The 24,170-nt window shown below is 71.2% G+C and carries 23 protein-coding genes and 1 pseudogene; 11 read left to right on the top strand and 13 right to left on the bottom strand.

The genetic code is table 11. The features are described 5' to 3' along the window. Entirely contained in the window at positions 1–2,559 is a 2,559-nt protein-coding gene (otsB, locus tag ACTMTJ_RS23145) for a trehalose-phosphatase (RefSeq protein WP_441219793.1), read from the bottom strand. A gap of 5 nt (positions 2,560–2,564) precedes the next feature. Beyond that, a complete protein-coding gene (locus tag ACTMTJ_RS23140; protein ID WP_441219792.1) occupies positions 2,565–3,959 on the bottom strand; it encodes an alpha,alpha-trehalose-phosphate synthase (UDP-forming) in 1,395 nt (464 codons plus the stop codon). 378 nt (positions 3,960–4,337) lie between these two features. Here ACTMTJ_RS23140 and ettA point away from each other — a divergent pair, with 378 nt between their 5' ends. The 4 genes from ettA to ACTMTJ_RS23120 all read left to right on the top strand — a co-directional run bounded on the left by ettA (position 4,338) and on the right by ACTMTJ_RS23120 (position 7,891). Further along, complete coding sequence (ettA, locus tag ACTMTJ_RS23135) at positions 4,338–6,014, top strand: energy-dependent translational throttle protein EttA (RefSeq protein WP_441219981.1); 1,677 nt, start codon at positions 4,338–4,340, stop codon at positions 6,012–6,014. Then, a complete protein-coding gene (locus tag ACTMTJ_RS23130; protein WP_441219791.1) occupies positions 6,007–6,408 on the top strand; it encodes an acyl-CoA thioesterase in 402 nt (133 codons plus the stop codon). Before ettA ends, ACTMTJ_RS23130 begins: the two co-directional genes overlap by 8 nt. Next, positions 6,405–7,073, top strand: coding sequence for a hypothetical protein (locus ACTMTJ_RS23125; protein ID WP_441219790.1), 669 nt, complete (start codon positions 6,405–6,407; stop codon positions 7,071–7,073). The genes ACTMTJ_RS23130 and ACTMTJ_RS23125 overlap by 4 nt, the downstream gene beginning before the upstream one ends. A gap of 131 nt (positions 7,074–7,204) precedes the next feature. After that, positions 7,205–7,891, top strand: coding sequence for a YbjN domain-containing protein (locus ACTMTJ_RS23120; RefSeq protein ID WP_441219789.1), 687 nt, complete (start codon positions 7,205–7,207; stop codon positions 7,889–7,891). A gap of 209 nt (positions 7,892–8,100) precedes the next feature. Here ACTMTJ_RS23120 and ACTMTJ_RS23115 read toward each other — a convergent pair whose 3' ends face one another. From ACTMTJ_RS23115 to ACTMTJ_RS23100, 4 genes are all read right to left on the bottom strand, one after another. Continuing rightward, a complete protein-coding gene (locus tag ACTMTJ_RS23115; protein WP_441219788.1) occupies positions 8,101–9,351 on the bottom strand; it encodes a PKD domain containing protein in 1,251 nt (416 codons plus the stop codon). A gap of 31 nt (positions 9,352–9,382) precedes the next feature. Beyond that, positions 9,383–9,799 (bottom strand): globin, encoded by a 417-nt coding sequence (locus ACTMTJ_RS23110; RefSeq protein WP_441219787.1) that lies wholly within the window; start codon positions 9,797–9,799, stop codon positions 9,383–9,385. After that, complete coding sequence (locus ACTMTJ_RS23105) at positions 9,796–11,184, bottom strand: MFS transporter (protein WP_441219786.1); 1,389 nt, start codon at positions 11,182–11,184, stop codon at positions 9,796–9,798. The genes ACTMTJ_RS23110 and ACTMTJ_RS23105 overlap by 4 nt, the downstream gene beginning before the upstream one ends. 260 nt (positions 11,185–11,444) lie before the next feature. Continuing rightward, the gene (locus ACTMTJ_RS23100; protein WP_441219785.1) at positions 11,445–12,491 is read right to left on the bottom strand and encodes a mechanosensitive ion channel family protein; all 1,047 of its coding nucleotides are present in this window, start codon (positions 12,489–12,491) and stop codon (positions 11,445–11,447) included. Between the two features lie 268 nt (positions 12,492–12,759). Here ACTMTJ_RS23100 and ACTMTJ_RS23095 point away from each other — a divergent pair, with 268 nt between their 5' ends. Next, a complete protein-coding gene (locus ACTMTJ_RS23095; protein WP_441219784.1) occupies positions 12,760–13,287 on the top strand; it encodes an HNH endonuclease in 528 nt (175 codons plus the stop codon). A gap of 29 nt (positions 13,288–13,316) precedes the next feature. Here the strand turns inward: ACTMTJ_RS23095 and ACTMTJ_RS23090 are convergent, their stop codons facing one another. From ACTMTJ_RS23090 to kynU, 3 genes are read right to left on the bottom strand one after another with little or no spacing between them, the layout of a single operon-like run. Then, positions 13,317–13,916: a class F sortase gene (locus tag ACTMTJ_RS23090; protein WP_441219783.1), complete on the bottom strand. Its 600-nt coding sequence runs from the start codon at positions 13,914–13,916 to the stop codon at positions 13,317–13,319. Between the two features lie 15 nt (positions 13,917–13,931). After that, entirely contained in the window at positions 13,932–14,417 is a 486-nt protein-coding gene (locus ACTMTJ_RS23085; protein ID WP_441219782.1) for a hypothetical protein, read from the bottom strand. A 45-nt stretch (positions 14,418–14,462) separates the two neighbouring features. Next, positions 14,463–15,701 carry a kynureninase gene (gene kynU / locus ACTMTJ_RS23080; protein ID WP_441219781.1) on the bottom strand — a complete coding sequence of 413 codons (1,239 nt, stop codon included), beginning with the start codon at positions 15,699–15,701 and terminating at the stop codon, positions 14,463–14,465. A 19-nt stretch (positions 15,702–15,720) separates the two neighbouring features. Here kynU and ACTMTJ_RS23075 point away from each other — a divergent pair, with 19 nt between their 5' ends. Genes ACTMTJ_RS23075 through ACTMTJ_RS23065 form a run of 3 tightly spaced genes read left to right on the top strand, consistent with a single transcriptional unit; the run spans position 15,721 to position 17,921 of the window. Then, entirely contained in the window at positions 15,721–17,160 is a 1,440-nt protein-coding gene (locus ACTMTJ_RS23075; protein ID WP_441219780.1) for an amidase, read from the top strand. Between the two features lie 16 nt (positions 17,161–17,176). Then, entirely contained in the window at positions 17,177–17,512 is a 336-nt protein-coding gene (ctaJ, locus tag ACTMTJ_RS23070) for an aa3-type cytochrome oxidase subunit CtaJ (RefSeq protein WP_441219779.1), read from the top strand. Next, the gene (locus ACTMTJ_RS23065; RefSeq protein ID WP_441219778.1) at positions 17,499–17,921 is read left to right on the top strand and encodes a DUF5130 family protein; all 423 of its coding nucleotides are present in this window, start codon (positions 17,499–17,501) and stop codon (positions 17,919–17,921) included. Before ctaJ ends, ACTMTJ_RS23065 begins: the two co-directional genes overlap by 14 nt. Here ACTMTJ_RS23065 and ACTMTJ_RS23060 read toward each other — a convergent pair. Together ACTMTJ_RS23060 and ACTMTJ_RS23055 are read right to left on the bottom strand one after the other, a co-directional pair. Continuing rightward, positions 17,918–18,328 (bottom strand): DUF6174 domain-containing protein, encoded by a 411-nt coding sequence (locus ACTMTJ_RS23060; protein WP_441219777.1) that lies wholly within the window; start codon positions 18,326–18,328, stop codon positions 17,918–17,920. The genes ACTMTJ_RS23065 and ACTMTJ_RS23060 overlap by 4 nt on opposite strands. Positions 18,329–18,369: 41 nt before the next feature. Next, complete coding sequence (locus ACTMTJ_RS23055) at positions 18,370–19,875, bottom strand: aldehyde dehydrogenase family protein (protein WP_441219776.1); 1,506 nt, start codon at positions 19,873–19,875, stop codon at positions 18,370–18,372. A gap of 67 nt (positions 19,876–19,942) precedes the next feature. On the opposite strand from ACTMTJ_RS23055, the gene ACTMTJ_RS23050 reads away from it, so the two are divergent. Together ACTMTJ_RS23050 and ACTMTJ_RS23045 are read left to right on the top strand one after the other, a co-directional pair. Next, entirely contained in the window at positions 19,943–20,443 is a 501-nt protein-coding gene (locus ACTMTJ_RS23050; protein ID WP_441219775.1) for a MarR family winged helix-turn-helix transcriptional regulator, read from the top strand. A 302-nt stretch (positions 20,444–20,745) separates the two neighbouring features. Further along, positions 20,746–22,320, top strand: coding sequence for a DUF4142 domain-containing protein (locus tag ACTMTJ_RS23045; protein WP_441219774.1), 1,575 nt, complete (start codon positions 20,746–20,748; stop codon positions 22,318–22,320). 51 nt (positions 22,321–22,371) lie between these two features. Here the strand turns inward: ACTMTJ_RS23045 and ACTMTJ_RS23040 are convergent, their stop codons facing one another. Further along, positions 22,372–22,677 carry a CPBP family intramembrane glutamic endopeptidase gene (locus tag ACTMTJ_RS23040; RefSeq protein ID WP_441219773.1) on the bottom strand — a complete coding sequence of 102 codons (306 nt, stop codon included), beginning with the start codon at positions 22,675–22,677 and terminating at the stop codon, positions 22,372–22,374. A gap of 95 nt (positions 22,678–22,772) precedes the next feature. On the opposite strand from ACTMTJ_RS23040, the gene ACTMTJ_RS23035 reads away from it, so the two are divergent. Then, entirely contained in the window at positions 22,773–23,969 is a 1,197-nt protein-coding gene (locus ACTMTJ_RS23035; protein ID WP_441219772.1) for a GOLPH3/VPS74 family protein, read from the top strand. On the opposite strand, the pseudogene ACTMTJ_RS23030 reads toward ACTMTJ_RS23035, so the two are convergent. Beyond that, positions 23,959–24,142 (bottom strand): annotated as a pseudogene (locus ACTMTJ_RS23030) (TGS domain-containing protein); the annotation flags it as partial. The gene ACTMTJ_RS23035 and the pseudogene ACTMTJ_RS23030 sit on opposite strands and share 11 nt — an antisense overlap. Positions 24,143–24,170: the final 28 nt, after the last annotated feature.

The following is a 24,170-nucleotide window of genomic DNA, read 5'->3' as shown; positions in this document are numbered from 1 at the left end:
TTACGAGCGGTCCAGGAGCAGGGCGCAGCGGATCAGGCCGAGGTGGCTGTAGGCCTGTGGATGGTTGCCTAGGCCGCGCTCGGCGATCGGGTCGTACTCCTCGGGCAGCAGGCCGGTCGGGCCCGCCGTGTCGAGCATCTGCGCGAAGAGCTCCTCGGCGTCGCCGCGGCGGCCGGTGCGCAGGTAGGCCTCGATCAGCCAGGCGGTGCAGACGTGGAAGCCGCCCTCGCGGCCGGGCAGGCCGTCGTCCCAGCGGTAGCGGTAGACGACCGGGCCGCTGCGGAGGTCCGCCTCGACCTTGAGCACCGTGGCGAGGAAGCGCGGGTCGTCGTCGGGCAGTAGGCCCGACAGGCCGATCCAGAGGCTGGAGGCGTCCATCTCCTCGTCGCCGTAGGCCACCGTGTACGCCCCGGCGCCGTCGTGCCAGCCGTACTCCAGCACGTTGTGGCCGATCCGGTCGCGCAGCTCCACCCACTCCGGCCGTTCACCGCCGCCGTGGTGGCGCAGCACGCGCAGCGCGCGGTCGACGGTCAGCCAGCACATGACCTTCGAGTACACGTGGTGCCGGGGCGGCAGCCGTGCCTCCCACAGGCCGTGGTCGGGCTCGTGCCAGCGCCGCTCGACTGCCTGCACCATCGCCTCGATGACGCGCCACTCCTCGGCGCGTACCGAGCCGCGGGTGTCGGCCACCGCCGCGATCAGGTCGACCACCGGGCCGAAGACGTCGAGCTGGAGCTGGTGGTTGGCGAGGTTGCCGACGCGTACCGGGCGGGAGCCGGCCCAGCCGGGCAGGGTGTCGATGACCGCCTCGGCGCCCAGCTCGTACCCCTCCACGGTGTACAGCGGGTGTAGCCGCTCGGGGTGGCCGCCGGTGCGCTCCACACACCCGTCCACCCAGCGCAGGAAACGTTCGGCCTCCGCCAGCGAGCCGAGGTCGACGAGCGCGCGCGCGGTCATCGCGGCGTCGCGCAGCCAGCAGTAGCGGTAGTCCCAGTTGCGTACGCCGCCGACCTCCTCCGGCAGCGAAGTGGTCGCCGCCGCGAGGATGCCGCCGGTCGCGTCGTTGCACATGCCGCGCAGCGTGAGCGCCGACCGCAGCACCAGGTCGCGGGCCACGCCCGGCAGGCGCAGCGCGGCCGCCCAGTCCCGCCACGGCCGCTCCGCCGCCGCCTGACGGTCGGGCAGGGGTACGCCGTGGTGGTCCAGGCTGTGCGACCCGAACCGCAGTTCGAGCGTCGCCTGCCCGCCCGCCGCGGTCAGGTCGACCACCGCCCGCGCGGTGTCGTAGCCGCCGTCGGTGGTCACGTCCCACTCGACGTCGGGGGAGTAGAGCGCGACGGGTTCGTTGGAGCCAAGCACGAGCAGCCCGTCGCCGAGGTGCTGGAGCCGCACCCCGACCTGCCCGAACTCCGGCCGCGGCGCGAACTCCAGCCGGGCACTCCCGTGGCCCTGGAGCACCCGCACGAGCGTGGACTCGCCGCCGTCGCTGGGTGCGGCCAGCCAGTCGGTGACGGTGAGCCCGGACCAGCGGGTCTCCACGGTCATCGTGCCCGACCTGTAGCGCTGGCCGAGCGGCATGCCGCCCCGCTCGGGCGCCACGGTGAAGTGCCCGGCGGCCGGTCCGCCGAGCAGGTCGGCGAAGAGCGCGGCGGAGTCGGCCCGGGGGTGGCACAGCCAGGTGAGCTTGGCGGCGGGCGTGAGGAGGGCGACGGTGCGGCCGTTGGCGAGCATGGAGTGGCGCTCGATCGGCACGGCCCGCTCGCCGAAGAGCCAGGTGCGGCGGATCTGGAGCAGGAGCCCGAGCACGCGCGCGGCCTCGATCGGCTCGGCCACGCGGTACGCGGCCCGCGTCTCGCCCGGCCCGATCTTGATGCCCACGTCGGGCCCGTGCAGCCGCTCGAACGCCCGCTCGTCGGTCACGCTGTCGCCGATCACCAGCGCCGCGCTCGCCGACATCTGGGTGCGCAGCTGGTCGATGGCGGCGCCCTTGTTGGTGGGGAGGACGGAGAGCTCCATCACCTGCTTGCCGTCGGTGACGGTCACCTCCGGCCAGGTGGCGGGACCCGCGCGGAGCGCGTCGAGGACCTGGGCGGCCACCTCCGGATCGGCCGCCCGCACGTGCACGGCCACGCTCGCGGGTTTCGCCTCGAGGCGTACCCCTGACTGGTTTTGGGTGATCTGGCGGACCGCGGTCTGGAGTCGCGTGCGGACCTCGACCAGCTCGGGCGCCAGGCGCTCGACGAACCCGATGTCGAACTCGGAACCGTGGCTGCCCACCAGGTGTACTTCGGAGGGCAGGCGGGAGAGCGCGGCCAGGTCACGCAAGGCGCGGCCGGACACCACGGCGACCGTGGTCTGCGGGAGCGCGGCCAGCGCACGCACGGCCGCCACGGACTCGGGCAGCGGCACCGCTCGCGTCGGATCGAGCACGATGGGCGCGAGCGTGCCGTCGTAGTCGCAGGCGATCAGCAGGTTGGGCACCCGCGCGATGCGGCCGACGGCGGCGCGCAGCTCCGGGTCGATCTCGCCGACGGTGCGTTGGTCAAGGTCGAGGACCATGACTCCTATGCTGCCTCTGGGACTCCCAACTCGTTGAGGAACGAGCGGGCCCAGTGCCCAACGTCATGCGTGCGCAGGTGTCGCTGCATCACCCGCATCCGCCGCCGGGCCTCGACCCCATCCACGTGTACGGCCCGCAAAAGCGCGTCTTTGACCCCCTCGGGGTCGTGCGGGTTGCACAGAAAGGCCTGCCGCAGCTCGGTGGCCGCACCGGCGAACTCACTGAGCACGAGCGCACCACCCGTATCGGCGCGGGAGGCGACGTACTCCTTGGCGACAAGGTTCATGCCGTCGCGCAGCGGGGTGACCATCATCACGTCGGCGGCGCAGTAGAGGGCGGCCAGCTCACTCCGGCTGTACGACTGGTGCAGATAGTGCACCGCCGGCACGCCCACCCGGCCGAACTCGCCGTTGATCCGCCCCACCTCGCGTTCGACCTTCACCCGGAGCGTCTGGTAGTGCTCCACCCGCTCGCGGCTCGGCGTGGCGACCTGCACCATGACCGCGTCGGGCACGTTCAGCCGGCCGTCGGCGAGGAGCTCGCGAAACGCCTTCAGCCGCCGCTCGATGCCCTTGGTGTAGTCGAGCCGGTCGACGCCCAGCACGACCGTCTTGGGGTCGCCCAGCTCGGCCCGGATCTGCTTGGCGCGGGCCTGCACGGACGGGTCGGCCGCCATCCGCTCCATCTCGGCCACGTCGATCGAGATCGGGAACGCGCCGGCCTTGACCCGCCGCCCGTCGACCTCGATGGTCTGCCCCTCGTAGCGGAGGCCGAGCAGGTGGCGCGCCAGCCGGACGAAGTTTTGCGCGGCCAGCCGCTGCTGGAACCCGACCAGGTCGGCGCCGAGCAGGCCGCGCAGCACCTCGGCGCGCAGCGGCATCTGCATGAAGAGCTCGATCGGCGGGAAGGGGATGTGCAGGAAGAACCCGATCCGCAGGTCGGGGCGGAGCTCGCGGAGCATGGCCGGCACGAGCTGGAGCTGGTAATCCTGCACCCAGACCGTCGCGCCCTCGGCCGCCACCTCCGCGGCCGCCTCGGCGAAGCGGGCGTTGACCACCCGGTAGGCCTCGCGCCAGCGCCGCTTGTAGACCGGCGTCTCCACGGCGTCGTGGTAGAGCGGCCAGATGGTCGCGTTGGACTGGCCCTCGTAGTAGCGCTCCAGCTCCTCGGCGCTCAGCGACACGGGGTGCAGCCGGATGCCCTCCAGGTCGAACGGCTCCGGGGCAGTGCCGACGCCGCCGGCCCAGCCCACCCATGTGCCCTTGTGCTGGGCGAGCACCGGGTGCAGCGCGGTGACCAGGCCACCAGGGCTGCGCCGCCAGCTGCGCCCCTCCGCCGTGGTCACCTCATCGACGGGCAGGCGGTTGGCGACAACGACGAACGAACTACGAACCGTCACGCTCCGTACACCTCCGGTGTCGACGGGTCCTCAGCAGAGACTACTTGCCTGGTATTTCCCCTCCGCGTCGCGGGAGCGGCAACATGAGAGGCTGGCCGGGTGCGTTGGCCTCCGAGTGCGCCGATCCAGCTGATCGTCACCGCCGTCCTGCTCGCCGTGATCGGGGCGAGTGTCGGCTTCATCCTCGGCCAGCGCTGATCGTTCGTCCTCGGCCGGCACTGATCGTTTGTCCTCGGCCAGGGCTGATCGGAATACGGATCCACGCTCGTAGGTTGCTCCTGGGTCGGGCCGATGCGTCAGACGCCTTACGCACCTGTCAGGATTGACGGTGGCGTTCGCCCGAGCAGAATGCATGATCCATTGGAGGTAGGCCGCACCGTGGCCCAGTTCATCTACGTCCTGGAAAAGGCGCGCAAGGCGCACGGCGACAAGGTCGTGCTCGACAACGTGACGCTGAGCTTCCTGCCCGGTGCCAAGATCGGTGTCGTCGGTCCCAACGGGGCCGGCAAGTCGAGCCTGCTCAAGATAATGGCGGGGCTCGACCGGCCCAGCAATGGCGAGGCGCGGCTGATGCCCGGCTACACCGTTGGCCTGCTCGCCCAGGAGCCGCCGCTCAACGACGCGAAGACCGTCCTCGGCAACATCGAGGAGGCGGTCGCGGAGACGAAGGCGAAGCTGGAGCGGTTCAACAAGATCGCCGAGCAGATGGCCACCGACTACTCCGACGAGCTGATGGAGGAGATGGGGCGGCTCCAGGAGGAGCTCGACCACGCCGACGCGTGGGATGTCGACTCCAAGCTGGAGCTGGCGATGGACGCCCTCCGCTGCCCGCCGCCGGAGGCCGACGTCACCCAGCTTTCCGGTGGTGAGCGCCGTCGTGTGGCGCTGTGCAAGCTGCTGCTCGAGGCGCCCGACCTGCTGCTGCTCGACGAGCCCACCAACCACCTCGACGCGGAGAGCGTGCAGTGGCTGGAGCAGCACCTGGCCAAGTACGCGGGCACCGTCCTGGCGATCACCCACGACCGGTACTTCCTGGACAACGTCGCCGGCTGGATCCTGGAGCTCGACCGCGGCCGCGCGATCGGGTACGAGGGCAACTACTCCACCTACCTGGAGAAGAAGGCCGCCCGGCTCGCGGTCGAGGGCCGCAAGGACGCCAAGCTCAAGAAGCGGCTCTCCGAGGAGCTGGAGTGGGTCCGCTCCAACGCCAAGGCCCGCCAGACCAAGTCGCGGGCGCGTCTCGAGCGCTACGACGAGATGGCCAACGAGGCGGAGAAGACCCGCAAGCTCGACTTCGAGGAGATCCAGATCCCGCCGGGCCCGCGCCTGGGCAACACCGTGATCGAGGTGCAGGGTCTGGTCAAGGGCTTCGGCGACCGGGTGCTGATCGACGACCTTTCCTTCTCCCTGCCGCGCAACGGCATCGTCGGCATCATCGGCCCGAACGGCGTCGGCAAGACCACGCTCTTCAAGACGATCGTCGGGATGGAGCAGCCGGACAAGGGCTCGGTGAAGGTCGGCGAGACGGTAAAGCTGTCCTACGTCGACCAAAACAGGGAAAGCCTCGACGGCGACAAGACGGTGTGGGAGCTGGTTTCCGACGGCCTCGACCACCTGATGGTGGGCAAGGTCGAGATGCCGTCCCGGGCGTACGTGGCGGCGTTCGGCTTCAAGGGGCCCGACCAGCAGAAGCCGACCAAGGTGCTGTCCGGCGGCGAGCGCAACAGGCTCAACCTCGCGATGACGCTGAAGATCGGCGGCAACGTGATCCTGCTCGACGAGCCGACCAACGACCTCGACGTCGAGACGCTCTCCAGCCTGGAAAACGCGCTGCTGGAGTTTCCCGGCTGCGCCGTGGTCATCTCCCACGACCGGATGTTCCTCGACCGGGTGGCCACGCACATCCTGGCCTGGGAGGGCGACGAGGAGGACCCCTCGAAGTGGTTCTGGTTCGAGGGCAACTTCGAGGCCTACGAGAAGAACAAGATCGACCGGCTGGGCGCCGAGGCGGCGCGGCCGCACCGGGTGACCTACCGCAAGCTCACACGTGACTGATCGGTTCGTCTACCACTGCCCCGTGCGATGGTCCGACATGGACGTGTACGGGCACGTGAACAACGCGCGTTTCCTCACCCTGTACGAGGAGGCCCGGGTGGCGATGATGTTCATCGGCGCCCGGGAGGCCGGCCTGACCTCGCTCGAAGAGGGCGTGATCATCGTCCGCCACGAGGTCGACTACCTGCGGCCGGTCGACTACGGCGACGCGGTGCGCATCGAGACGTGGATCGAGGAGATCCGGGCGGCCCGGTTCACGGTGGCGTACGAGCTCTTCGACGGTGAGGCCCTGGCCAGCCGCGCCCGCTCCGTCTGCGCGCCGTACGACCTGAGCGAGCAGCGCCCCCGCCGGCTCACGGAGGCCGAGCGGGCCTTCCTGAGCGGATATCGATGAAGCTCGGCGCACAGGACGCGGGGCCCTTCCTCGCCCGGCTGACCCGCCTCGACCCGGGCGCGGTCGTGCGGCTGAAGAGCGGCGGCGACCACGTCGCGCTCTGGGCGAGGCTGCCCTGGTCGGTGCTCGTCACCCGCACGGTCGCGGGCGCCGGGCCGGATGACGCCACGGTGTCCGCGGCCGACCTGCTCGCCGAGCTGGGCCGGGGCGGCGAGACGCTCCCGGCGCGGCGCGACCAGCAGTGGCGGTGGCCGCTGCCGCCGTCCGGCGCGCGGGCGGTCGAGACCGTGCCGGCCGCCGAGGTCTACCGCATCGCCGCCGCGGCCGCCGGGACGCTGCGCACGGCCAGCGCCGAGGGGGTCGGCGGACGCGCCGTGGGGCAGCGGGCACTGCGCGACGCGCTGCTCGATCATGTGGCCATCCTGGTCACCGACGGGGAGTCCCGGGTCGAGGTGCCGCAAAGGCTGATCCAGGCCGTCGTAAGGATGGGGTTTCTCGGCCGTTCGGCCCCGGCTGCTGGTGAAGTCGACCCCGTACAGATGGGCGAAGTGCGCGTACAAGCTACCGGCCGGTGGGTTGGCTTGGCGGCACCATACGGTGTGGCCTGGCTACTTCCCGTGAGTCAATTCGCGGTACGACCAGCCGCAGCTCATACGAACGGCTGATGCCGCATCATCTTTCTGGCTTGGTGGGGTCGTTGGGGGGGTGCCTGAAGCCGGCTGTCCGGGTACCGTCGTGCGTCGGGTCCAACGCAACGTAGGCGGCTGGATCCGCTGGGGAGTGAGGTGCACGAGCGATGCCGTGGTGGCAATGGCGCCCCGGTCACACCGGTGGCGGAAGGCTGGAGAGGCCAGGCGTGACCCAGGAGGCCACCGGGGAGGAGCCCGAGGCGCCGAGCCCGGCGAGCCCCGCGAGTGTCCCACGGCAGAGTCCCGGGCCGCGGCCCGCCGGCAAACGCACGACCCTGTCCGGCAAGGTGCGTGTCGGCGTCCCGGCCCAGCGCGAGGCCGGCCACGTGGCGGTGCCGTCTGATCTGTCCAGTATGGACGATGAGATGCCGGTGAAGGTCGCGCCCGTCACGCTGCGCCGCATCGGCGAGGCTCTCGACCTGCTCGACGTGCGCTACCTCGCCGATGGCGATGGCAGCCTGCTCGCCATGTGGGAGCGCCACGCGGTGCTCTTCACGCTGGAGGGCCCCGACGACGAGATCCTCGTGATGCGCGCTCGTCCACACTCGACAGTGCCGCCCGACTGGGCCGACCGGGCCTACCGCGTGGTCAACGAGTGGAACCATACGCGCCGCTTCTGCAAGGCCTACGTCGGCGACCCCACCGAGCGCGGCCAGCTGCCCATCTACGCCGAGCTCCAGGTGCCGCTGAGCGCCGGCGCGCACGACGCGCTGGTGGTCGAGCTGCTCGACTGCGGCGCGGCCGTGGCCACATCGTTCGTCGACTGGCTCCACGACGAGGGCGCCCTCCTCTAGCAAGATCGCAAGAGCAGACGCGGTGTCGGAGCCCGCACAGCGCGGACGGCCGCGCCCGGCCTCGCGAACCCCGGCTGGCGGTGGGTGTGCGCGCAGCCCTTTGCTGTGCTTCCCCAACAGCGGACGGGTGAGGCCGCGGGAGCAGCGGTCTGGACCACGGCGGACGTCGCGGTAGCTCAAATCTCTGTCTTTTGATCGTGGTTTCGGGGTCAGAGCGGGAACATGCCGATCCGGCCGTGGTATTCGTTGCCGAGGCGGTCGGTGTCGGAGCCGACCCAGAGGCCGTTCGCCGTGGCCAGGAAGGCGCGGACGCCCACGCCGCGGCTGCGGGTGGGGTTCCAGGGGAGGGCCTTGCCGGTTCGCGGGTCGATCGCGCCGATCCCCGGGCGTGAGACCGCGCCCGGACCGGCGGTCTTGTTGCCCTGCGGGTTGTCGAGCCACTGCTGGTGCCCGCCGACGTAGACCGCGCTGCCGGTCACCGCCACCGACAGCAGTGTGTTGCCGCCGGTGTGGTTGATCCACGCCGGGTTGTGCCGGCCCAGCCCCGCCACGTTGAAGCGTGCGGCCGTGTCGCACAGCCGGGTCGGGCCGCTGGCGTTGCCGGTGGTCACCACGACGAAGTAGGAGCCGTCGGGGGCGAAGTCGACGCCGCGCAGGTAGGTGTCGTACGCGGCGTCGCAGGTGTCGCGGAACGCGTCGGTGTACCAGTTGGCCGCGACCGCGCGCGGGCCGGCGACGTCGAGGAGCGCGAGCTGGACCCGGTCCTGGCCGGCGGCTCGGGCGAACGCGCCGGCGATGACCAGCCGGCGCCCGCCGGGCGCGAGGGCGAAGTCCTCGACGCGTACCCGCCGTTCCGCCGTGGCGGCGGTGAGCCCGGCGTCGAAGCCGGCGTCGACCGCGCCCGAGCCCGCGTCGAGGCGGGCGAGGCCGGCGCGGGGCACCCGGTTGACCGACGAGAACGTGCCGCCGGCGTAGAGCCACCGGCCGGACGCGGCAAGCGCCCGCACGTCGCCCCAGTTGACGTCGGCGGTGAAGCCGGCCACCCGGGCGCCGCTGGCCAGCGACAGGCGGGTCATGCCGCGCTGCGCGACGCCGTTCACGGTGCGGAAGGCGCCGCCGGCGTAGACGGTGCCGTCGGGGCCGGCCGCCAGCGCGTACACCGGGCCGTCGAGCCGGGGCGCGAAGCGGCGCACCACGCCGTCCGTCGCGCCGAACGCGAGGAGGTAGTCCCGCTGGTACTGGAAGCCGTCGTCGCTGGCCACGGCCGAGAATGTGCCGCCGACCACGACCGTGTCGCCCACCTGGACGATCGCGTGCACGGTGCCGTCGAGCACATGCGGTGTCCAGTCGACCGGGTCGGCGGAGACCACGGCCGGCTGGGCGACCTGCGCGACGGCGGGCACGACCCCGGCCACGGTAGCGGCGGCTACGGCGGCGACGGCGAAGAGACGGCGGCGCATGATCTGCCCAACGATCGAGCGCCGTGAGCTGTTATGCGGTCTTCAACCCATTTGTCGGACCGGCCGGGCCCGGCCCTTCGTCCATGGTGTTGACCATGAAGTACGCGGCCCGCTCCAGGTAATCCCAGAGCGTCGCGTGCTGGTCGGCCGGGAGGTCGAGGCTGTCCACGGCCCGGCGCATGTGGTGCAGCCAGGCGTCTCGCTCGGCCGGGCCGACCCGGAAGGGCGCGTGCCGCATCCGCAGCCGGGGGTGCCCGCGCTCCGCCGAGTACGTGTTGGGGCCGCCCCAGTACTGCATCAGGAAGAGCGTCAGCCGCTCCGCGGCCGGGCCGAGGTCTTCCTCCGGGTACAGCGGGCGGAGCAGTGGATCGGTGGTCACCCCCGCGTAGAACTCGTCGACCAGCTTGCGGAAGGTCGGCTCGCCGCCGACCGTGTCGAAGAAGTTCACCGCTCTATCTTGCCAGGGAGCCTTACCTGCTCGACGACGTCACGTGCGTCACCCTGGTGCGCGCCGTTTCGCCGGGCCGGCTGGTCGAGGGGCGCCGGCGGCGGCGTGGCACCCGGCTGGGTGCGGGCGGCGGCGACCGCCGTGGCGTTGAACCGGTCGGCGCTCGGCCACTGGGTCGAGGCGAGCAGGATGAGCACCACACCGGCCAGGCTCCAGAGCCCGACCACGCGAGGGATCGGATTGTGCTCGGCGAGCACGCCGGTGGCCAGCACAGCCGCGCCCTGCATGATCTGGGTGCCGCTCTGCATCACGCCGAACGCCCGGGCCCGAAACCCGTGCGGCAGCGCCTGGACGAACAGGCCGTTGGCCGCGGGCATCATGCCGGCGACCGCGAAGCCGCAGATCGCGGCCATCACCGCGATGCCCATGGCCGAAGGGCTGAATAGCGCGGGCACGAGCGAGAGCGGCGCGATCACGGCGAACGGGCGGATCAGCGCGCGCCGGACGTCGGGCCGGAGCAGCCGAGCGGTCACCAGGCCGCCGATGATGAAGCCGGTCGGGCTGGCGGCCATGATCACGCCCTGGGAGAAGCCGCGTTGCGCCTCGCTGTCGCCGAGCGTGGCGGCCCAGGCGGCGGCCAGGCCCTCGGGCACGATCGCGAAGAGCATGGCGGCGAATACGAGCACGGCGATCGAGCGCAGCACCGGCGTGCCGAAGACGATGCGGAAGCCGTCGGCGGTCTCCCGCAGCAGGTGGCTGCGGTGTGCCGCGGTCATGGCCGGCGGTCGCGCGCGCACGCCGAGGCGGATCAGCACCGCGGAAATGGCGTAGGTGCCGGCGTCGATCGCGAGCGCCAGCCGCGGGTTGACCGCCGCGATGGCGGCGCCCGTCAGATAGCCGGCGACCTGGGCGGCCTGGCCGGTGGTGAGGTTGACCGAGAGGCCCACGACCAGCCGGTCACCGGCCAGGATCAGCGGGAGCAGCGCCGAGCGGGCGGCCTGGGACGGCGGGTTGGCCAGCGTGCAGAGGAAGATCACGACGAGGAGCAGGGGCGCCGGCATCTCGATGAGCGCGAGCAGCGCGACCAGCACCATGCGGAACAGGTCGGCGCTGACCATCACCGCGCGGTACGGCGAGCGCTCCGCGATGGTGGCCAGGACCGGGCCGCCGAGCAGCCAGGGCAGGTAGCTGATCGCGAACGCGGCGGCCGACATCGCCACGGATTGCGTCTGGTCGTAGACCAGCACCGTGACCGCTGCCTTGGAGATGTAGTCACCGAACCAGGACAGCGCGCTCGCGAGGTAGACCGCTCGATACTCGGACTGGCTGAACACCTCGCGGAAGGTGGCCTGCCGTTCGGCGGCGGCGTGTGCCTCGTCGGACACCGGGGAGCCTCCATCGTCCCATCTGGCTGTCACTTGTGGTGACGTCGCCGCGCGGAACGCTATCTAGACGGAAAGGCGAGATCGTCGTAACGCTCCGCCATGGAGCTATTCACGAATTCTGCCCGATCGTCTGACAACTCGCTAGGGCGAACGGATGGTCCGTCGCCTTGACGACTGAACGAACGGACGATACCCGACTGTCCACCTGGAGCGCGACCCGCGTACGACGGTTCCCTCATCCGTGCCGCGTGGTTGGGGTCCTACGTGGCCCCGCCCCGGGTTTCGCCCTCGCCGGTCGGGGCGGCGGGACGCGGGTACATGCGGGTGGCGGCGATCCGCGCGGTGATGCCGGCGGCGTCCAGCGCCTCGGTCAGCCGGCGGCGCAGCTCGCGCCCGACGTCGAACTGCCCGTCCGCGGTGGTCTTCGCGACCGTGCGGATCACCGCGCCGTCCACAGTGATCTGCTCGACGCCCAGCACGTCCGGCGGCTCGACGAAGTGGCCCGCCAGGTCGGGGTCCTCGGCGACCTCGGCGGCCGCGGCCCGCATGACCGAGGTGGCCTCCTCGACCCCCGCGAAGCCGATCGGCATGTCCACGATGACCATCGCCCAGCCCTGGCTCTTGTTGCCGACCCGGATGATCTCGCCATTGCGGATGTACCAGAGCACGCCCCGCGCGTCCCGCACGGTGGTGATGCGCAGCCCCACCGCCTCCACGACGCCGGTCGCCTCGCCCAGGTCGACGGTGTCGCCGACGCCGTACTGGTCTTCGAGCAGCATGAAGATGCCCGAGAGGATGTCCTTGACGAGCGACTGCGCGCCGAAGCCGAGCGCGACACCGGCGATGCCCGCGCTGGCGATGAGCGGCGCCAGGTTGAAGTTGAGCTCGGAGAGGACCAGCAGCACGGCGATCGCGAAGACCACCGCGGTCACGGTGTTGCGCAGCACCGAACCGATCGCCTCGGCCCGCTGCCGGCGCCGCTCCGGCACGACCGCGGCGGGGTCGGTGGCGGGCGCGCTCGGGATCCGCTCGCGCAGCGGCCGCAGGATGGTCGGCACCGAGGTGTGCGCCGACGTGCGGACCAGCCGCTTGATCATGCGGTGGACGACCCACCGGATCAGCATGGCGATGAGCAGGATCAGGATGATGCGCAGCGGCTTCACGATGATCCAGAAGCTGCTCTCGGAAAGCCACGCGTTGCCGGTCCACTGGTACATCTGCTTGCAGATGGCATCCTCGCGGCAGTCCACCCCGATCGTCGGGGAGGGCGTGGGGTCCACGGGCGCGGCGAGTAGAGCGGCAATCACGCCTGCCTTAGTACCGCACCGGCGGCGCGAAGGCACGGCGGGGGCAGGCGGGCTGCGGCACTTCTCACCGGATAAACCGGTCATCTTGCCACGGGATACCTAAGCTTCACGAGGTGGGCCCCGAATAGTACGTGCAATTGCCGTACCTGTAAGGGACTATTGGCGCACGGACGCCGGTGATCTGCCGGCGGCGGCCGCGGTCACCGACGGCCCGCGGCGGGCTGGGCTTGACAGGAGCTGGTCTGCACGACCTGGAGAGGTGAGCGCGATGCCTGACATACGACCCTCAGTGGGCTCGGGAGCATTAGTTCTCAATGCCACTTACGAGCCGCTGTGTGTCGTGTCAGTGCGAAGAGCCGCGATCCTTGTCCTGTCCGCCAAGGCGGTGTGCGTCGCCGACGGCGACGGCATGCTCCACAGCGCCCGCCACGATCTCCCAGTGCCCTCCGTGGTCCGGCTGACACGCTACGTGCGCGTGCCCTACCGCAGCCACGTCGGCCTGTCCCGGCGGGCCATCTTCGCCCGCGACGGCTGGCGCTGCGCCTACTGCCGCGGCCCGGCGGAGACTATCGACCACGTCTTCCCGCGCAGCCGCGGCGGTCGGCACGCCTGGGAAAACGTCGTGGCCGCCTGTGCCAAGTGCAACCACACCAAGGGCGACAAGACGCCGGCCGAGCTCGGCTGGCGGTTGCACGCGCTCCCCTCCGCGCCGAAAGGCATGGCCTGGCGAGTACTGGGGCACCGCGCCCCGGACCCACGCTGGGCCAACTGGCTCGACATCCCTGAAGCGGCGTAGACGCCGCTTTTGTTGTCTGTGCCCGCGCTTTACGCCTTCTTCGCGCGCACCAGGGACGCGAAGACGACCACGTTGTCCTCGTAGCCTGTCTCGCCGCCGACCCATCGCCCGCCGCAGGTGATCAGGCGGAGGCCGGGGCGGCTGAAGTCGGCGTAGATGCGGCGGACCGGCAGCTTGGTCTTGCCGAAGCGCTCCACGGTGTTCACCTCGAAGACGGCCACCGAGCGGTCTCGCCGCGTGATCTCGATGGTCGCGCCCGGCCGCAGCCGGCGCAGGTCGTGGAAGACGGCCGGCCCGGTGCGCGTGTCGACGTGCCCCACGATGATCGCCGGACCGAACTGTCCCGGCGTGGGGCTCTCGTCGTACCAGCCGGCCTCGTGCCGCCGGGTCGCCGCCGGCACGGCGATGGTGCCGTCGTCGGCCAGGCCCACGCCGTGTACCGGCGCCCGCAGCCGGAGCGAGGGGATCACGATGCGGGTCGGGCGGCTCGGCTCCAGCACCGGAAAGGCCCGGGGCGGCGGCTTGCCCTCCGGCTCCCACCACGACGGCAGCTCGATCTGGCCGAGCCCCAGCCCGATCGTGAACACCCCGACCGCGACGAGCGCCCCGGCGGCGAGCCGGGTGCCCACCGGACAGGCCCTGGGCTACGCGCGGCGGCGGCGCAGTGCGAGCAGCCCGACCCCGGCCACCACGGCGGCGATCCCGCCGCCGGTGAGGACCAAGGGGGTGCTCGTGCCACCGGCCGTACCGCCGCCGCCCGTGGCCGGACCCTTGGTGGGGTTGTCCATGCCGAGGACGTACATGGTGGTGGTGGCGGTGCTGCCGTTCGCGCAGGAGAGCTTGACGTCGTAGTCGCCGGGCTTGGTGCCGGTGGGGATCGTCACCGCGGCCACGACGAACCCGTGCTCGGGCGCCATCTTCACCTCGCCGAAGGCCTTCGACTTGGCGACCGCGTCGTTCAGGTTCTCCTGGCAGCTGCCGCGGACGCCGACCCGGTAGCCGGGCTGGATGCTGCTCGGGTTGACTTCGACCCAGGCGCCGTCGGCATAGGCGGGTGCGGGCAGGGCCAGGCAAGCCATGGCCACCATGCCCAGGGCCGCGGCGGAGCGACCCAGCGTGTAAGCCCTCATGAGAAGGATCTTCGCACCGGTCCGCGACAAATTGGGGAAAACCGGTCAAGTTACCCTTGCGTGCTTCTCCGGAAATTCGAGGTGCGAACCGCTCGCCGCGATCTCCCGCAGGCGGGTCAGCCCGGCGTACACGTCGACGAAGCGGGTGTAGAGCGCGCCGAAGCCCAGCCGCAGTCGGTCGGGCGTGCGGAAGTCGGGCACCACGCCGGCCGCGCGCAGCGCCTGGCTCAGCTGCCACGCCCGCGAGTGGTGGAGCGTCACGTGCCCGCCGCGGCGGATGCCCGCGCGCGGCGACGCGAGCGCGAAGCCGTGCGGCGCCAGCCAGGCGTCGCTCATCTCGATCGCGAACGCACCGAGCGCCGTGCCCTTCTCCGCGATCGCCCCGATGCCCGCCTCGGCGGTGAGCCGGGCACCCTCCAGCGCCGCGTACGCGCCCAGCACCGGCGGGGTACCCACCTGGAAGCGGTCGATCGAGTCCACCGGGTCGTACACGGCGCCCATGTCGAACTGGTCGCGCTGCCCGAACCAGCCCCAGATCGGCTGCCGCAGGTCGCGCTGGAGGTCGCTCCGCACGTAGAGGAACGCGGGCGCGCCGGGGCCGGCGTTGAGGTGCTTGTAGGTACACCCGACGGCGAGATCGACCCGGGCGGAGCGCAACGGCACCCGGACCGCGCCCGCCGAGTGGCTGAGGTCCCAGAGGACGAGCGCGCCCACCTCGTGGACTGCCGCCGTGACGGCCGCCATGTCGGCGAGCGCGCCCGAGCGGTACGCGACATGCGAGAGCGAGACCAGTGCCACGTCGTCGTCGAGCACCTCCCGCACCGCCTCGGTGGAGACGCCGAGGTCGATGTCGGTCTTCACCACCCGCAGCTCGTCGGCCAAGCCCTGGAGGATGTACCGGTCGCTGGGGAAGTTGTCGTCGTCGGTGACGATCACGCGCCGGCCGGGGCGGGCGGCGCAGGCGGCGACGGCGAGCTTGTACAGGTTGACGCTCGTCGAGTCGGAGAGCACCACCTCGCCCGGCGCGGCCTCCAGCACGCCGGTGGCCAGCACGTCGCCCACCTCGCGAGACAGCGTGATCCACCGGTCCCAGCCGCGGATCAGGTCGGCGCCCCACTCGTCGATCGCCCGGTGCAGACGTTCCCTTGTGGACACGGGGAGGCGCCCGAGCGAGTTGCCGTCGAGGTACACGAGCTCCTCGTCCGGGATGACGAACCGTTCGCGGAAGGGCGCCAGCGCGTCGGCGGCATCGAGTTCGCGGGCACGCGCGAGAAAGTCCGTCACCCGGTAGAAACTAAGGGACATGGCTGATCTTCACGACCTCACCGCCCTCGAGCAGGCCGGTGCGATCCGCCGGCGCGAGCTGTCCAGCGCCGAGCTCGTCGAGCACTACCTCGCCCGGATCGAGGCGCACGGCGACACGGTCGGTGCGTTCGTCACGGTTACCGCCGATCTGGCGCGTACCCAGGCCAAGGCGGCCGACGAGGCGCCGGACGAGGGACGGCCGGCGCTGCACGGCGTGCCCACCGCGATCAAGGACCTGACGATGACGGCGGGCGTGCGCACGACGTTCGGATCGGCCGCGTTCGTCGACTTCGTGCCGCCGCTGGACAACGACGTGGTGGCCCTGCTCCGCGCGGCCGGCACGGTCAGCCTTGGCAAGACCACCACCTCGGAGCTGGGCGTCTCGCTCTACTCGGAGGGCAAGGTCGCCCCACCGGCCCGCAACCCGTGGGGCCTCGACTACACGGCCGGCGGCTCCAGCGGCGGCGCGGCCGCGGCGGTGGCGGCCGGGCTCGTGCCGTTCGCCCAGGGCTCCGACGGCGGCGGCTCGGTGCGCATCCCGGCGGCGCTGTGCGGGCTCGTCGGGTTCAAGCCCAGCCGCGGCGTGGTCTCCGGCGGCCCGCTCGGCTTCGGCGCGTTCGGTCTGCCGACGCCGGGCCCGATCGCGCGCACGGTGGCCGACGCCGCGGCGATGCTCGACGCGATGGCCGTCCCGATGCCCGGCGAGCCCTACCTCGCCCCGCCACCGCCCGAGGGCGGCTACCTCGCCGCGGCCCGGCGCACCGGCCCGCGGCTGCGGGTGGGCCGCTTCACCACCCCGATGCTCGCCGGCGACCAGCCCGTCGACCCCGCCTGCGCGGGCGCCGTCGACATCGCGGCCGCCGCGCTGGCCGCGGCCGGCCACGAGGTGGTCGAGGTGGCCTCGCCGCTCGGCCCGGAGGTCTGGCCGCTCTTCGAGATCATCTGGTACGTGCTGGCGCTCGCCCCCGTGCCGCCCGAGCAGGAGTCCGAGCTGCTCCCGCTGACCCGGCTGATGCGCGAGCGGGGGGCGGCGGTCACCGTGCCCCAGCTGATGACCACGCTTTCCGCGCTCCAGGTCCAGGTGCGCCGGGGGATGCGTGCGACCGCCGGGTACGACCTGCTGCTCTGCCCCACGCTCGCGGCGCCGCAGGCCCGGGTCGGCTCGTTCACCGAGTCCGGTGACCCGGCGCTCGACTTCGACATGCAGCGGCGGTTCTCGCCGTACTGCGCGGTGTTCAATGTCACCGGCCAGCCCTCGGTCTCGCTGCCGGTGACGCAGGCCGGCGGGATGCCCGTGGGTGTGCTGCTGACCGGCCGGCCCGGCGCCGACGGCACGCTGCTCGCGGCCGCCGCCGAGCTCGAGTCGTCCGTCGGATGGGGCGATCGGCACCCCGAGATATGGCGGGCAACGCCCTCCGCTACCGTGAACGGCGTCTGAGTCAGGAGTGTTGTCCGTGTCTGTTACCGAGACGGTGCTCGTCTTCGCCGGCATACCGCTGGCGATCGTGCTCGTGATCTCCGGGCTGGCCGCGCTCGGTGGCGGTCACGCAGCCAAGCGCTACCGGCCGGGGCGCCCGTTCGAGTTCGCCCCGGTGTGGTTTCTTTCCGCGCCGGAGCAGCTGGCCGGTGCCCAGGCTTCTGGCTCCCACGCCTCGCACGGGGAGCTGCCCGCCGGCACATCGTCGTCCCAGGCGGCGCTTCCCGCGGGCTCCGCGGTAGAGCAGGGCGGCGAGCTCGTCGCGGCGCCCACGCGGATCGGAGCGACGGGAGGCGCAAGTGACCGGTGGTGACAAGCCGGCCGAGGGCGGCACGGCCGTGCGGACCGGCGTGCTCGACGGGCCGTTCAACACCCGGCAGCTGTTGCGCCTCGACGAGGCGCTGCGCGTGGCCGACCGTTCCACGGGGCTGACCTTCAGCGTCTACATCGGAGACCTCGACGAGCCGGTGCGCGGACACGCGGAAAAGCTGCACGCGCAGCTCGCCGACCCGGACCGCTCGGTGCTCGTCGCCGTGTCGCCCAACCAGCGCGTGCTGGAGATCGTCACCGGTGCCGTGGCCCGCAAGCGCATCCTCGACCGCGAGGCCAAGCTGGCGGCGCTGTCGATGGTGGCCGCCTTCGGCGGTGGCGACCTGGCCGGTGGCGTGATCAGCGGCCTCGACCAGCTGGCCACCCACGCCGGCCGCAGCGGCCGCGACTAGCCGCGATACTCCGAAATCGCGTAGCAAGCCTCGTCGTCGAGCGCCTCTTTGACGTGGTCGATCGTGATCTTCGTCGGGTGGCCGTCGGCTGGGTCGCTGGTCAGCTCGGCGAGGTCCGCGTCGTTTCGGCGGGCTTCCTCGAGTTCGTCGAGGAGCTGGCCCAGCGTCGGTGGGGTCAGCTCGGTGCTCTCCAGCGACCGCTTGTCGGATTCGCCGATCCCCTCGGCCTTGGTGACCTTGCCGTCTTCGACCGTGATCCGGAAGCGCCCGATCAGTGGCCGCTCGCCGCAGCTCGACTGGAGCACGTACGTATAGCTACCCGGCTCCTGCCACGGTGGCGTGGCTTTGGACGTCTCGGCGCATCCAGCGACGGTGAGCACGCCCAGCAGGGCCACCACTATCCTCATGGCCCCTTCGACGCCGCCGGCACGCGGGGAGTTCCGTACGGCTAGCGGGTGCGGCCGTAGAGCAGCTTGACGACCTTGACGATGCGGTCGACGTCTTTGGGGGTGCGCTCGAAGGTCTGCGCGGGCAGCAGCGACGGCCCGCGGCGCCGGGTGATCGCCTTGGCCCGGCCGAACTCGCGCAGCCCGTCGTCGCCGTGGATCCGCCCGAAGCCGGAGTTGCCGACGCCGCCGAACGGCAGCGTGGACATGCCGACGAAGGTGAGCGTCGAGTTGATGGCGCTCATGCCGGAGCGCAGCCGCCGCGCGATGGCCACCGCACGCCGCCGGCCGAAGACCGAGCCGCCGAGGCCGTACGACACCGCGTTGGCGAGCTCGACCGCCTCGTCCGCGTCGCGCACGCGGCGGATGGTGAGCGTCGGGCCGAAGGTCTCCTCCCGCACGGCCGCCGAGTCTTCGGGCACGTCGACGAGGATGGTCGGCTTTACGTAGGGCGGCTGGACCGACTCGGGGCCGCCGAGCACCGCCCGGCCGCCGCGGGCCAGCGCGTCGTCGATATGGCGGCGGATGATGTCGAGCTGGGCGGGCATCGTGATCGGGCCGATGTCCGCGCCACCGCCCGGGCCCACGGTGAGCTTTTCGGCGCGCTCCACCACCTTGGCGACGAAGGCGTCGTAGACCGGCTCCACCGCGTACACCCGCTCGATGCCGATGCAGGTCTGCCCGGCGTTGGTGAGCCCGCCCCACACCGCCGCTTCGGCGGCCTTGTCGAGGTCGGCGTCGCTGTCGACGATCATCGCGTCTTTGCCGCCGGCCTCCATCAGCACCGGCGTCAGCGTCTCGGCGCAGGCGGCCATCACCTTGCGGGCGGTGGCCGACGAGCCGGTGAACGCCACCTTGCCCACCCCGGAGCGGCAGAGCGCCGCGCCCACGTCACCCAGCCCGTGGACGATCTGGAACACCGGGTGCTCGGGCACCACCCGCGCGAACGAGTCGACGAGCCACTGACCGACCGCCGGCGTGTACTCGCTGGGCTTGTAGACCACCGTGTTGCCGGCGGCCAGCGCGTAGGCGATGGAGCCGAGCGGCGTCACGACCGGATAGTTCCACGGGCCGATGACGCCGACGACGCCGAACGGCTGGTACTCAAGGTGGGCGGAGAACTCGGCGAGGACCAGCCGGGTGCGCACCCTGCGCGGGCCGAGCACGCGGCGGGCGTTGCGCGCGGACCAGTCGACGTGGTCGATGGCCGCGACCGCCTCGACGATCGCCTCGGCGACCGGCTTGCCGGACTCGCTGTTGACAAGGTCGGCCAGCTCGGTGATCTGCTGGGCGAGGAGGGCGCGCCAGCGCAGCAGCCGCTCCTTGCGCCCGGCGAAGCCGAGGCCGGCCCACCAGCGCCCGGCCTCACGCGCCCGCTCGACCGTGCTGACCACGTCGTCGGGGCTGGCCACGGGAAAGCGGCCGGCCTCCGCGCCGGTCGCCGGATTGGTGGAGACGAGCTCGCCGTCTTCGATCCAGGGAGCACCGGGCGTGTGCACAGCGGTCATGTCTCGGCAGTCTAGACCCAAACTTACCCGCCGGTAAGGGCATTGCTATGCGATACATAATAATCTCGTGACGGACCCCGAAGCGTTGGCCGCGATCCAGGCCTGGACGCGGCTGGACACGGCGATCGGCGCCTTCAACCGGCGGCTGGAGCGGGAGCACGGCGTCACCGGCGCCCAGCTGGCGATCCTGCGCATGGTCCGGGAGTGGTCGAGTGGCGGCGACGGGGTGGCGCTCTCGGCCATCCGCGAGCGCCTCGTGATGCACCCCGCGACGCTGGGCCAGCTCCTCGACCGGCTGGGAGCCCGCGGCCTGGTCGACGTCTCGCCCGATCCGGGTGACCGCCGCCGCCGGCTGGTCCGCCTCACCGGGGAGGGGGAGCGGCTCGTCGAGGCGGCCCCGCTCGCCGGCCCGGTGCGCCTGCGCTACCAGCCGGCCGACCGCACGACCCTGCGCCGCCTGGCGCAGGCGCTAGACGACGCGATCATCCTCTTTGGACTGGAGGGATACGCGCGGGGCGAGCTAGGTCAAGATCGGCCCCGAGGTTGGCGGCGGACCCGCGGCGGGTAGGCACCCCGGCCGCGGAGACGCCGCACCGGATCGCCGCGCCGGAGCCGGCCCAACGCCTGGCTGACGCTGGGCTGCGCGACCGCACACCCGCCCAGGCCGCACTGGCACCATTTCCAACGATTGCAGTCGCGCTAATGGCGATCAAGGAATTGCCGGCAGCGGGGCGATCTTCTTCACGTAGCTTGACCGGGTGCTCCCCGCGGACGCGGGAAGCAGGTTGCCACCCAACAAATAAGCACCCACTGGCTGCGGCACACCACGCTGACCTGGGTCGAGCGCACGTTCGGCTACCCCGATCGATCGTGGTTCCGGCCGCCCGGCGAGCGGCCGTTATCCGGGAATGGATCAAATCTCCCTGGCGCCACGAACTGGGCTGGGTCGCGTCCCTGCCCGCCCTGTCCAACGAGCGGCTGCGTGACCTCATCGCCATCAACGACTGGCTGACCCGCACCGACGGCGGTCAAGCCCCCGTGGTTCCGGTCCGTTACCGGTCGGCGGAACTGTTCGGCGACGAGAAACGCCTGGACAGCATGGCCCGCACCAATCTCTTCGGACCGGGCCGGCTCACCCTGCCGCTGCTGGCCTGCGTACGCAAACCCGCGCCCCTACCGGCAGTCGTGGTCGGCGAAGGACCCGACGTGCTGGTAGTCGAAAACAGCGACACCTACTGGGTCGCGGTAGACGCCCTCGCCGACCGATCCGACCACCCGGTCGGCGCCGTCGCGTGGGGGAGCGGCAACGCGTTCCCATCTCAGGTCGCCGTGCTCGGTGTCGACCTGGCGGGCCGCGGACCGGTCACCGGCCGCGTCTGGTACTGGGGAGACCTCGACCCCAGCGGGGTCGCCATCGCCACCGACGCGGCTGCCGCCGCCGTCACAGCCTCTGCGCCGCCTATCCTTCCCGCCACCGGACTGTGGGCCGCGATCGCTCTGGATTTCGGGTCGACGTTCATCCGATCGGGTCGCCGCCGCGTATTTGCTGTCGTCGACAAGTTGTCGACGACAGGGCCCCAGCTGCCCTGCCCGGTAGGGCGGCGACGGGACACGCGATGTCAGGGAGGTTTTGTGCAGGTCGTCCGTCTGGGGCTCTTGGGGCGCCGCGTGTCGGGTGCCGCTCTCGCCTCCCTGGCGTTGATCTTTCTCGTGCCGCAGGCGGCGCGGGCTGAACCGGGTGTTCCGGTGCCGCCCAGCGAGCTCATCCCCGACAAGGCCAAGGGCACGGTCGCGGCCGCGGACGAGGACCTGGTTGTCAAGGTCCGGCTCGCTGGCCTGTGGGAGATCCCGGCCGGACAGATGGCGCAGGAGAAGTCGAACAATCCGCGGATCCAGCAGATCGGCCGCAACATCGCCGACCAGCACGAGGTGCTTGACCAGCTCGCCCGTAACGCCGCGCAGAAGCTGGGCATCGACCTGCCCGACGAGCCGAACAGTGACCAGCGGGGCTGGCTGGACGAGATGCGCGCCGCGGACGGCGAGCAGTTCGACCAGATCTACATCGACCGGCTGCGGGCGGCGCACGGCAAGATCTTCCCAGCGATCGCCACGGTACGGGCGACGACCCGCAACGACACGGTGCGCAAGCTCGCGCAGCAGGCGAACCAGTTCGTCGCCACCCACCTGACTCTGCTGGAGAGCAGCAACATCGTCGACTTCAAGGCCCTGCCCACCGCCCCCAACCCGAACCCCAACGTGAACGCGCCGGCGGCGGCGAATCAGGTGGTGGCCGTAGCCAACGACAGCCGGTTGTCGACGACGAACCTGCCCGTGATCCTCGGCGTGCTCGTCGGCGGTCTGCTCGTCGGCGGTTTCGCGACAAGCCGCCTAATCGGCAACCGCCGCCGGACGGATAACCGCCGCCGGACCTACCGGCACTGGTGACCGCCTGCCGGATGGTGGCAAAGGCTGCCAGCGGCCCAGCCCCGACGGCGGCTATGTCCTGGCGGAGGGCCTGCCGCTCGCCTTCCCGCGGACGAGGAACACCGCGACCGCGGCGAAGACGATGAACACGATCGTGGCTAGAGCGGCCAGCGTTGACCAGCCGTTGGCCTGCTGGGTGTCGACCGCCTGGTCGACGCCGCCGGTGGACAGGAACGTCGACGGGTCGGTGAGCGCATGCAGCACGATCGCGGCCCAGACCGTGCCGGTGACCCGCATCGCCAGGTACATACACACGCCGAAGCAGAAGGTGTATGTGACTACCAGCCATAGTTGACACTTCCCAGCGCGAGTTGGCACAGCAGGCTGGCGCTATCGCGGGGGGCCGGCTCGGTAGATAAGCACCGCGCGGACGTAGCGCAGCTGGTCGACCCATTCTTTGGTGAATACGTTCAATGCGAATCGGCAGAAGAACCCCGGTCCGGACGGACCGGGGGTGCTGCGTTGACGGAGTGAGCGATCATGAGATTGTGCCCGACTTGACATTGCCGGAGGCCGCGTTCGTTCTCGCTCATCCTTCGTCCGGATGGCGTCACCCACGCTGGTCCACTGTCGAGGTCCTGGTCGGTGCCGCTGCCCTGGCGGAGCTTTATCTCGGCGAGCGGATCGAACTCGACCCGGACGGCGTGACCCTGAAGGTTCGATCGTCGGCACCATCCGGCGACCCGGTGCTCGACGAGGTAGTCGCCCGCATCACTGGCTCCAATGCCCGTTCGCCGGTCGAGTGGCTGGGAGAGCTCGCACCCTCCGTGACTGCCGCCGTCCTGGCGCGGCTGCGCGAACGGGGCCTGTGTGAAGCCGACGGGCCGCTCGACGTGCGCTGGACGGGGCTCGATGTCGAAAAGGACCTCCGCCGCCCCACTCGGGAAGCGCTCACCTCGGCGCTGCGCGATGGTGACGTGCACGCCAGCGTGGTTGTTCTGGGCACACTGTTGGCGGGTGTTGGCCTGGCGGGTGTGGTGGCGTCGTTCGGTACGAAGCGCCAGCTGCGCCGCTTGGCCAAAGACGACTGGCTGGCGGTGTCGATGCGCAGCTACGAGGGCTACCTCATCAACGTGGCCCTCGGCACCACCAACCGTGTCTATGCTCCTGCGGAGTCCGTGGGCAAGCGGCTACGAGGAAAGCGGATGGCAGTTTGTTTCGTCCTCCTCCTGATCGGTGCTGGGATCGCGACCGTCGCGCTTGTCGAGCAGAGCCGCCAGGAGGCGAACGCCAAAGCCCTGCGTGATCAGGGCACGCCCATGATGGCCGACGTCGTCAGCCGCAGCGACCACCCCCAAGGCCGGTACGAATCTCTCGTCGAGTCGAAACTGACGCTCGTGTACCGGTATGCCGACAAGCCGTACCGGACACAGATCGCATGCATCGGAACTTGCCCGGCGCAGGGCGACCAGACCCGCATCATGGTCGACACCTCACAACCGCGCGTCTTTCTGACCGAGTGGGGCGAGTTCACCGACGTGTCGCCGAGAAGCGACATGGCGATTCTGGCCGGCGGGGCATTGATAGTGGTCGGTCTAATCGGTGCCGTCGGCGTGCTGATGCCGGAGACTTCCGGGCCGCGTCTGCTGCGCCCTCGTCGGGGCTCTTGACGAAGCCGAGCCAGTCTTGCGAAGGGCCGGCCGTCTCCGACTTGGACTGAAGATTTCGATAACGTCTCCGTTGGAGAGCGTCGACTCCAGCGGCACCGGCTTGCCGTTGACCCGGGCGCCGATGCACTTGTGGCCGATCTCGTGTGCATCGCGTACGCGAAGTCGACTGGGGACTCGTGAATTTTGGAGCCTGGGCTGCGG

Origin of the sequence: Phytohabitans sp. LJ34, assembly GCF_052068095.1 — a bacterium.
GTDB lineage: Bacteria > Actinomycetota > Actinomycetes > Mycobacteriales > Micromonosporaceae > Phytohabitans.
Note: the sequence above shows the minus strand (reverse complement) of the source record. Positions and strands in the feature narration are given on the sequence as shown.

Coding starts and splice junctions, on each gene's coding strand:
- ACTMTJ_RS23060 (WP_441219777.1), bottom strand. CDS start 18,328: ATGAGGATAGTGGTGGCCCTGCTGGGCGTGCTCACCGTCGCTGGATGC.
- ACTMTJ_RS23095 (WP_441219784.1), top strand. CDS start 12,760: ATGCCTGACATACGACCCTCAGTGGGCTCGGGAGCATTAGTTCTCAAT.
- ACTMTJ_RS23085 (WP_441219782.1), bottom strand. CDS start 14,417: ATGAGGGCTTACACGCTGGGTCGCTCCGCCGCGGCCCTGGGCATGGTG.
- ACTMTJ_RS23115 (WP_441219788.1), bottom strand. CDS start 9,351: ATGCGCCGCCGTCTCTTCGCCGTCGCCGCCGTAGCCGCCGCTACCGTG.
- otsB (WP_441219793.1), bottom strand. CDS start 2,559: ATGGTCCTCGACCTTGACCAACGCACCGTCGGCGAGATCGACCCGGAG.
- ACTMTJ_RS23075 (WP_441219780.1), top strand. CDS start 15,721: ATGGCTGATCTTCACGACCTCACCGCCCTCGAGCAGGCCGGTGCGATC.
- ACTMTJ_RS23035 (WP_441219772.1), top strand. CDS start 22,773: ATGCGAATCGGCAGAAGAACCCCGGTCCGGACGGACCGGGGGTGCTGC.
- ACTMTJ_RS23120 (WP_441219789.1), top strand. CDS start 7,205: ATGCCGTGGTGGCAATGGCGCCCCGGTCACACCGGTGGCGGAAGGCTG.
- ACTMTJ_RS23055 (WP_441219776.1), bottom strand. CDS start 19,875: ATGACCGCTGTGCACACGCCCGGTGCTCCCTGGATCGAAGACGGCGAG.
- ACTMTJ_RS23125 (WP_441219790.1), top strand. CDS start 6,405: ATGAAGCTCGGCGCACAGGACGCGGGGCCCTTCCTCGCCCGGCTGACC.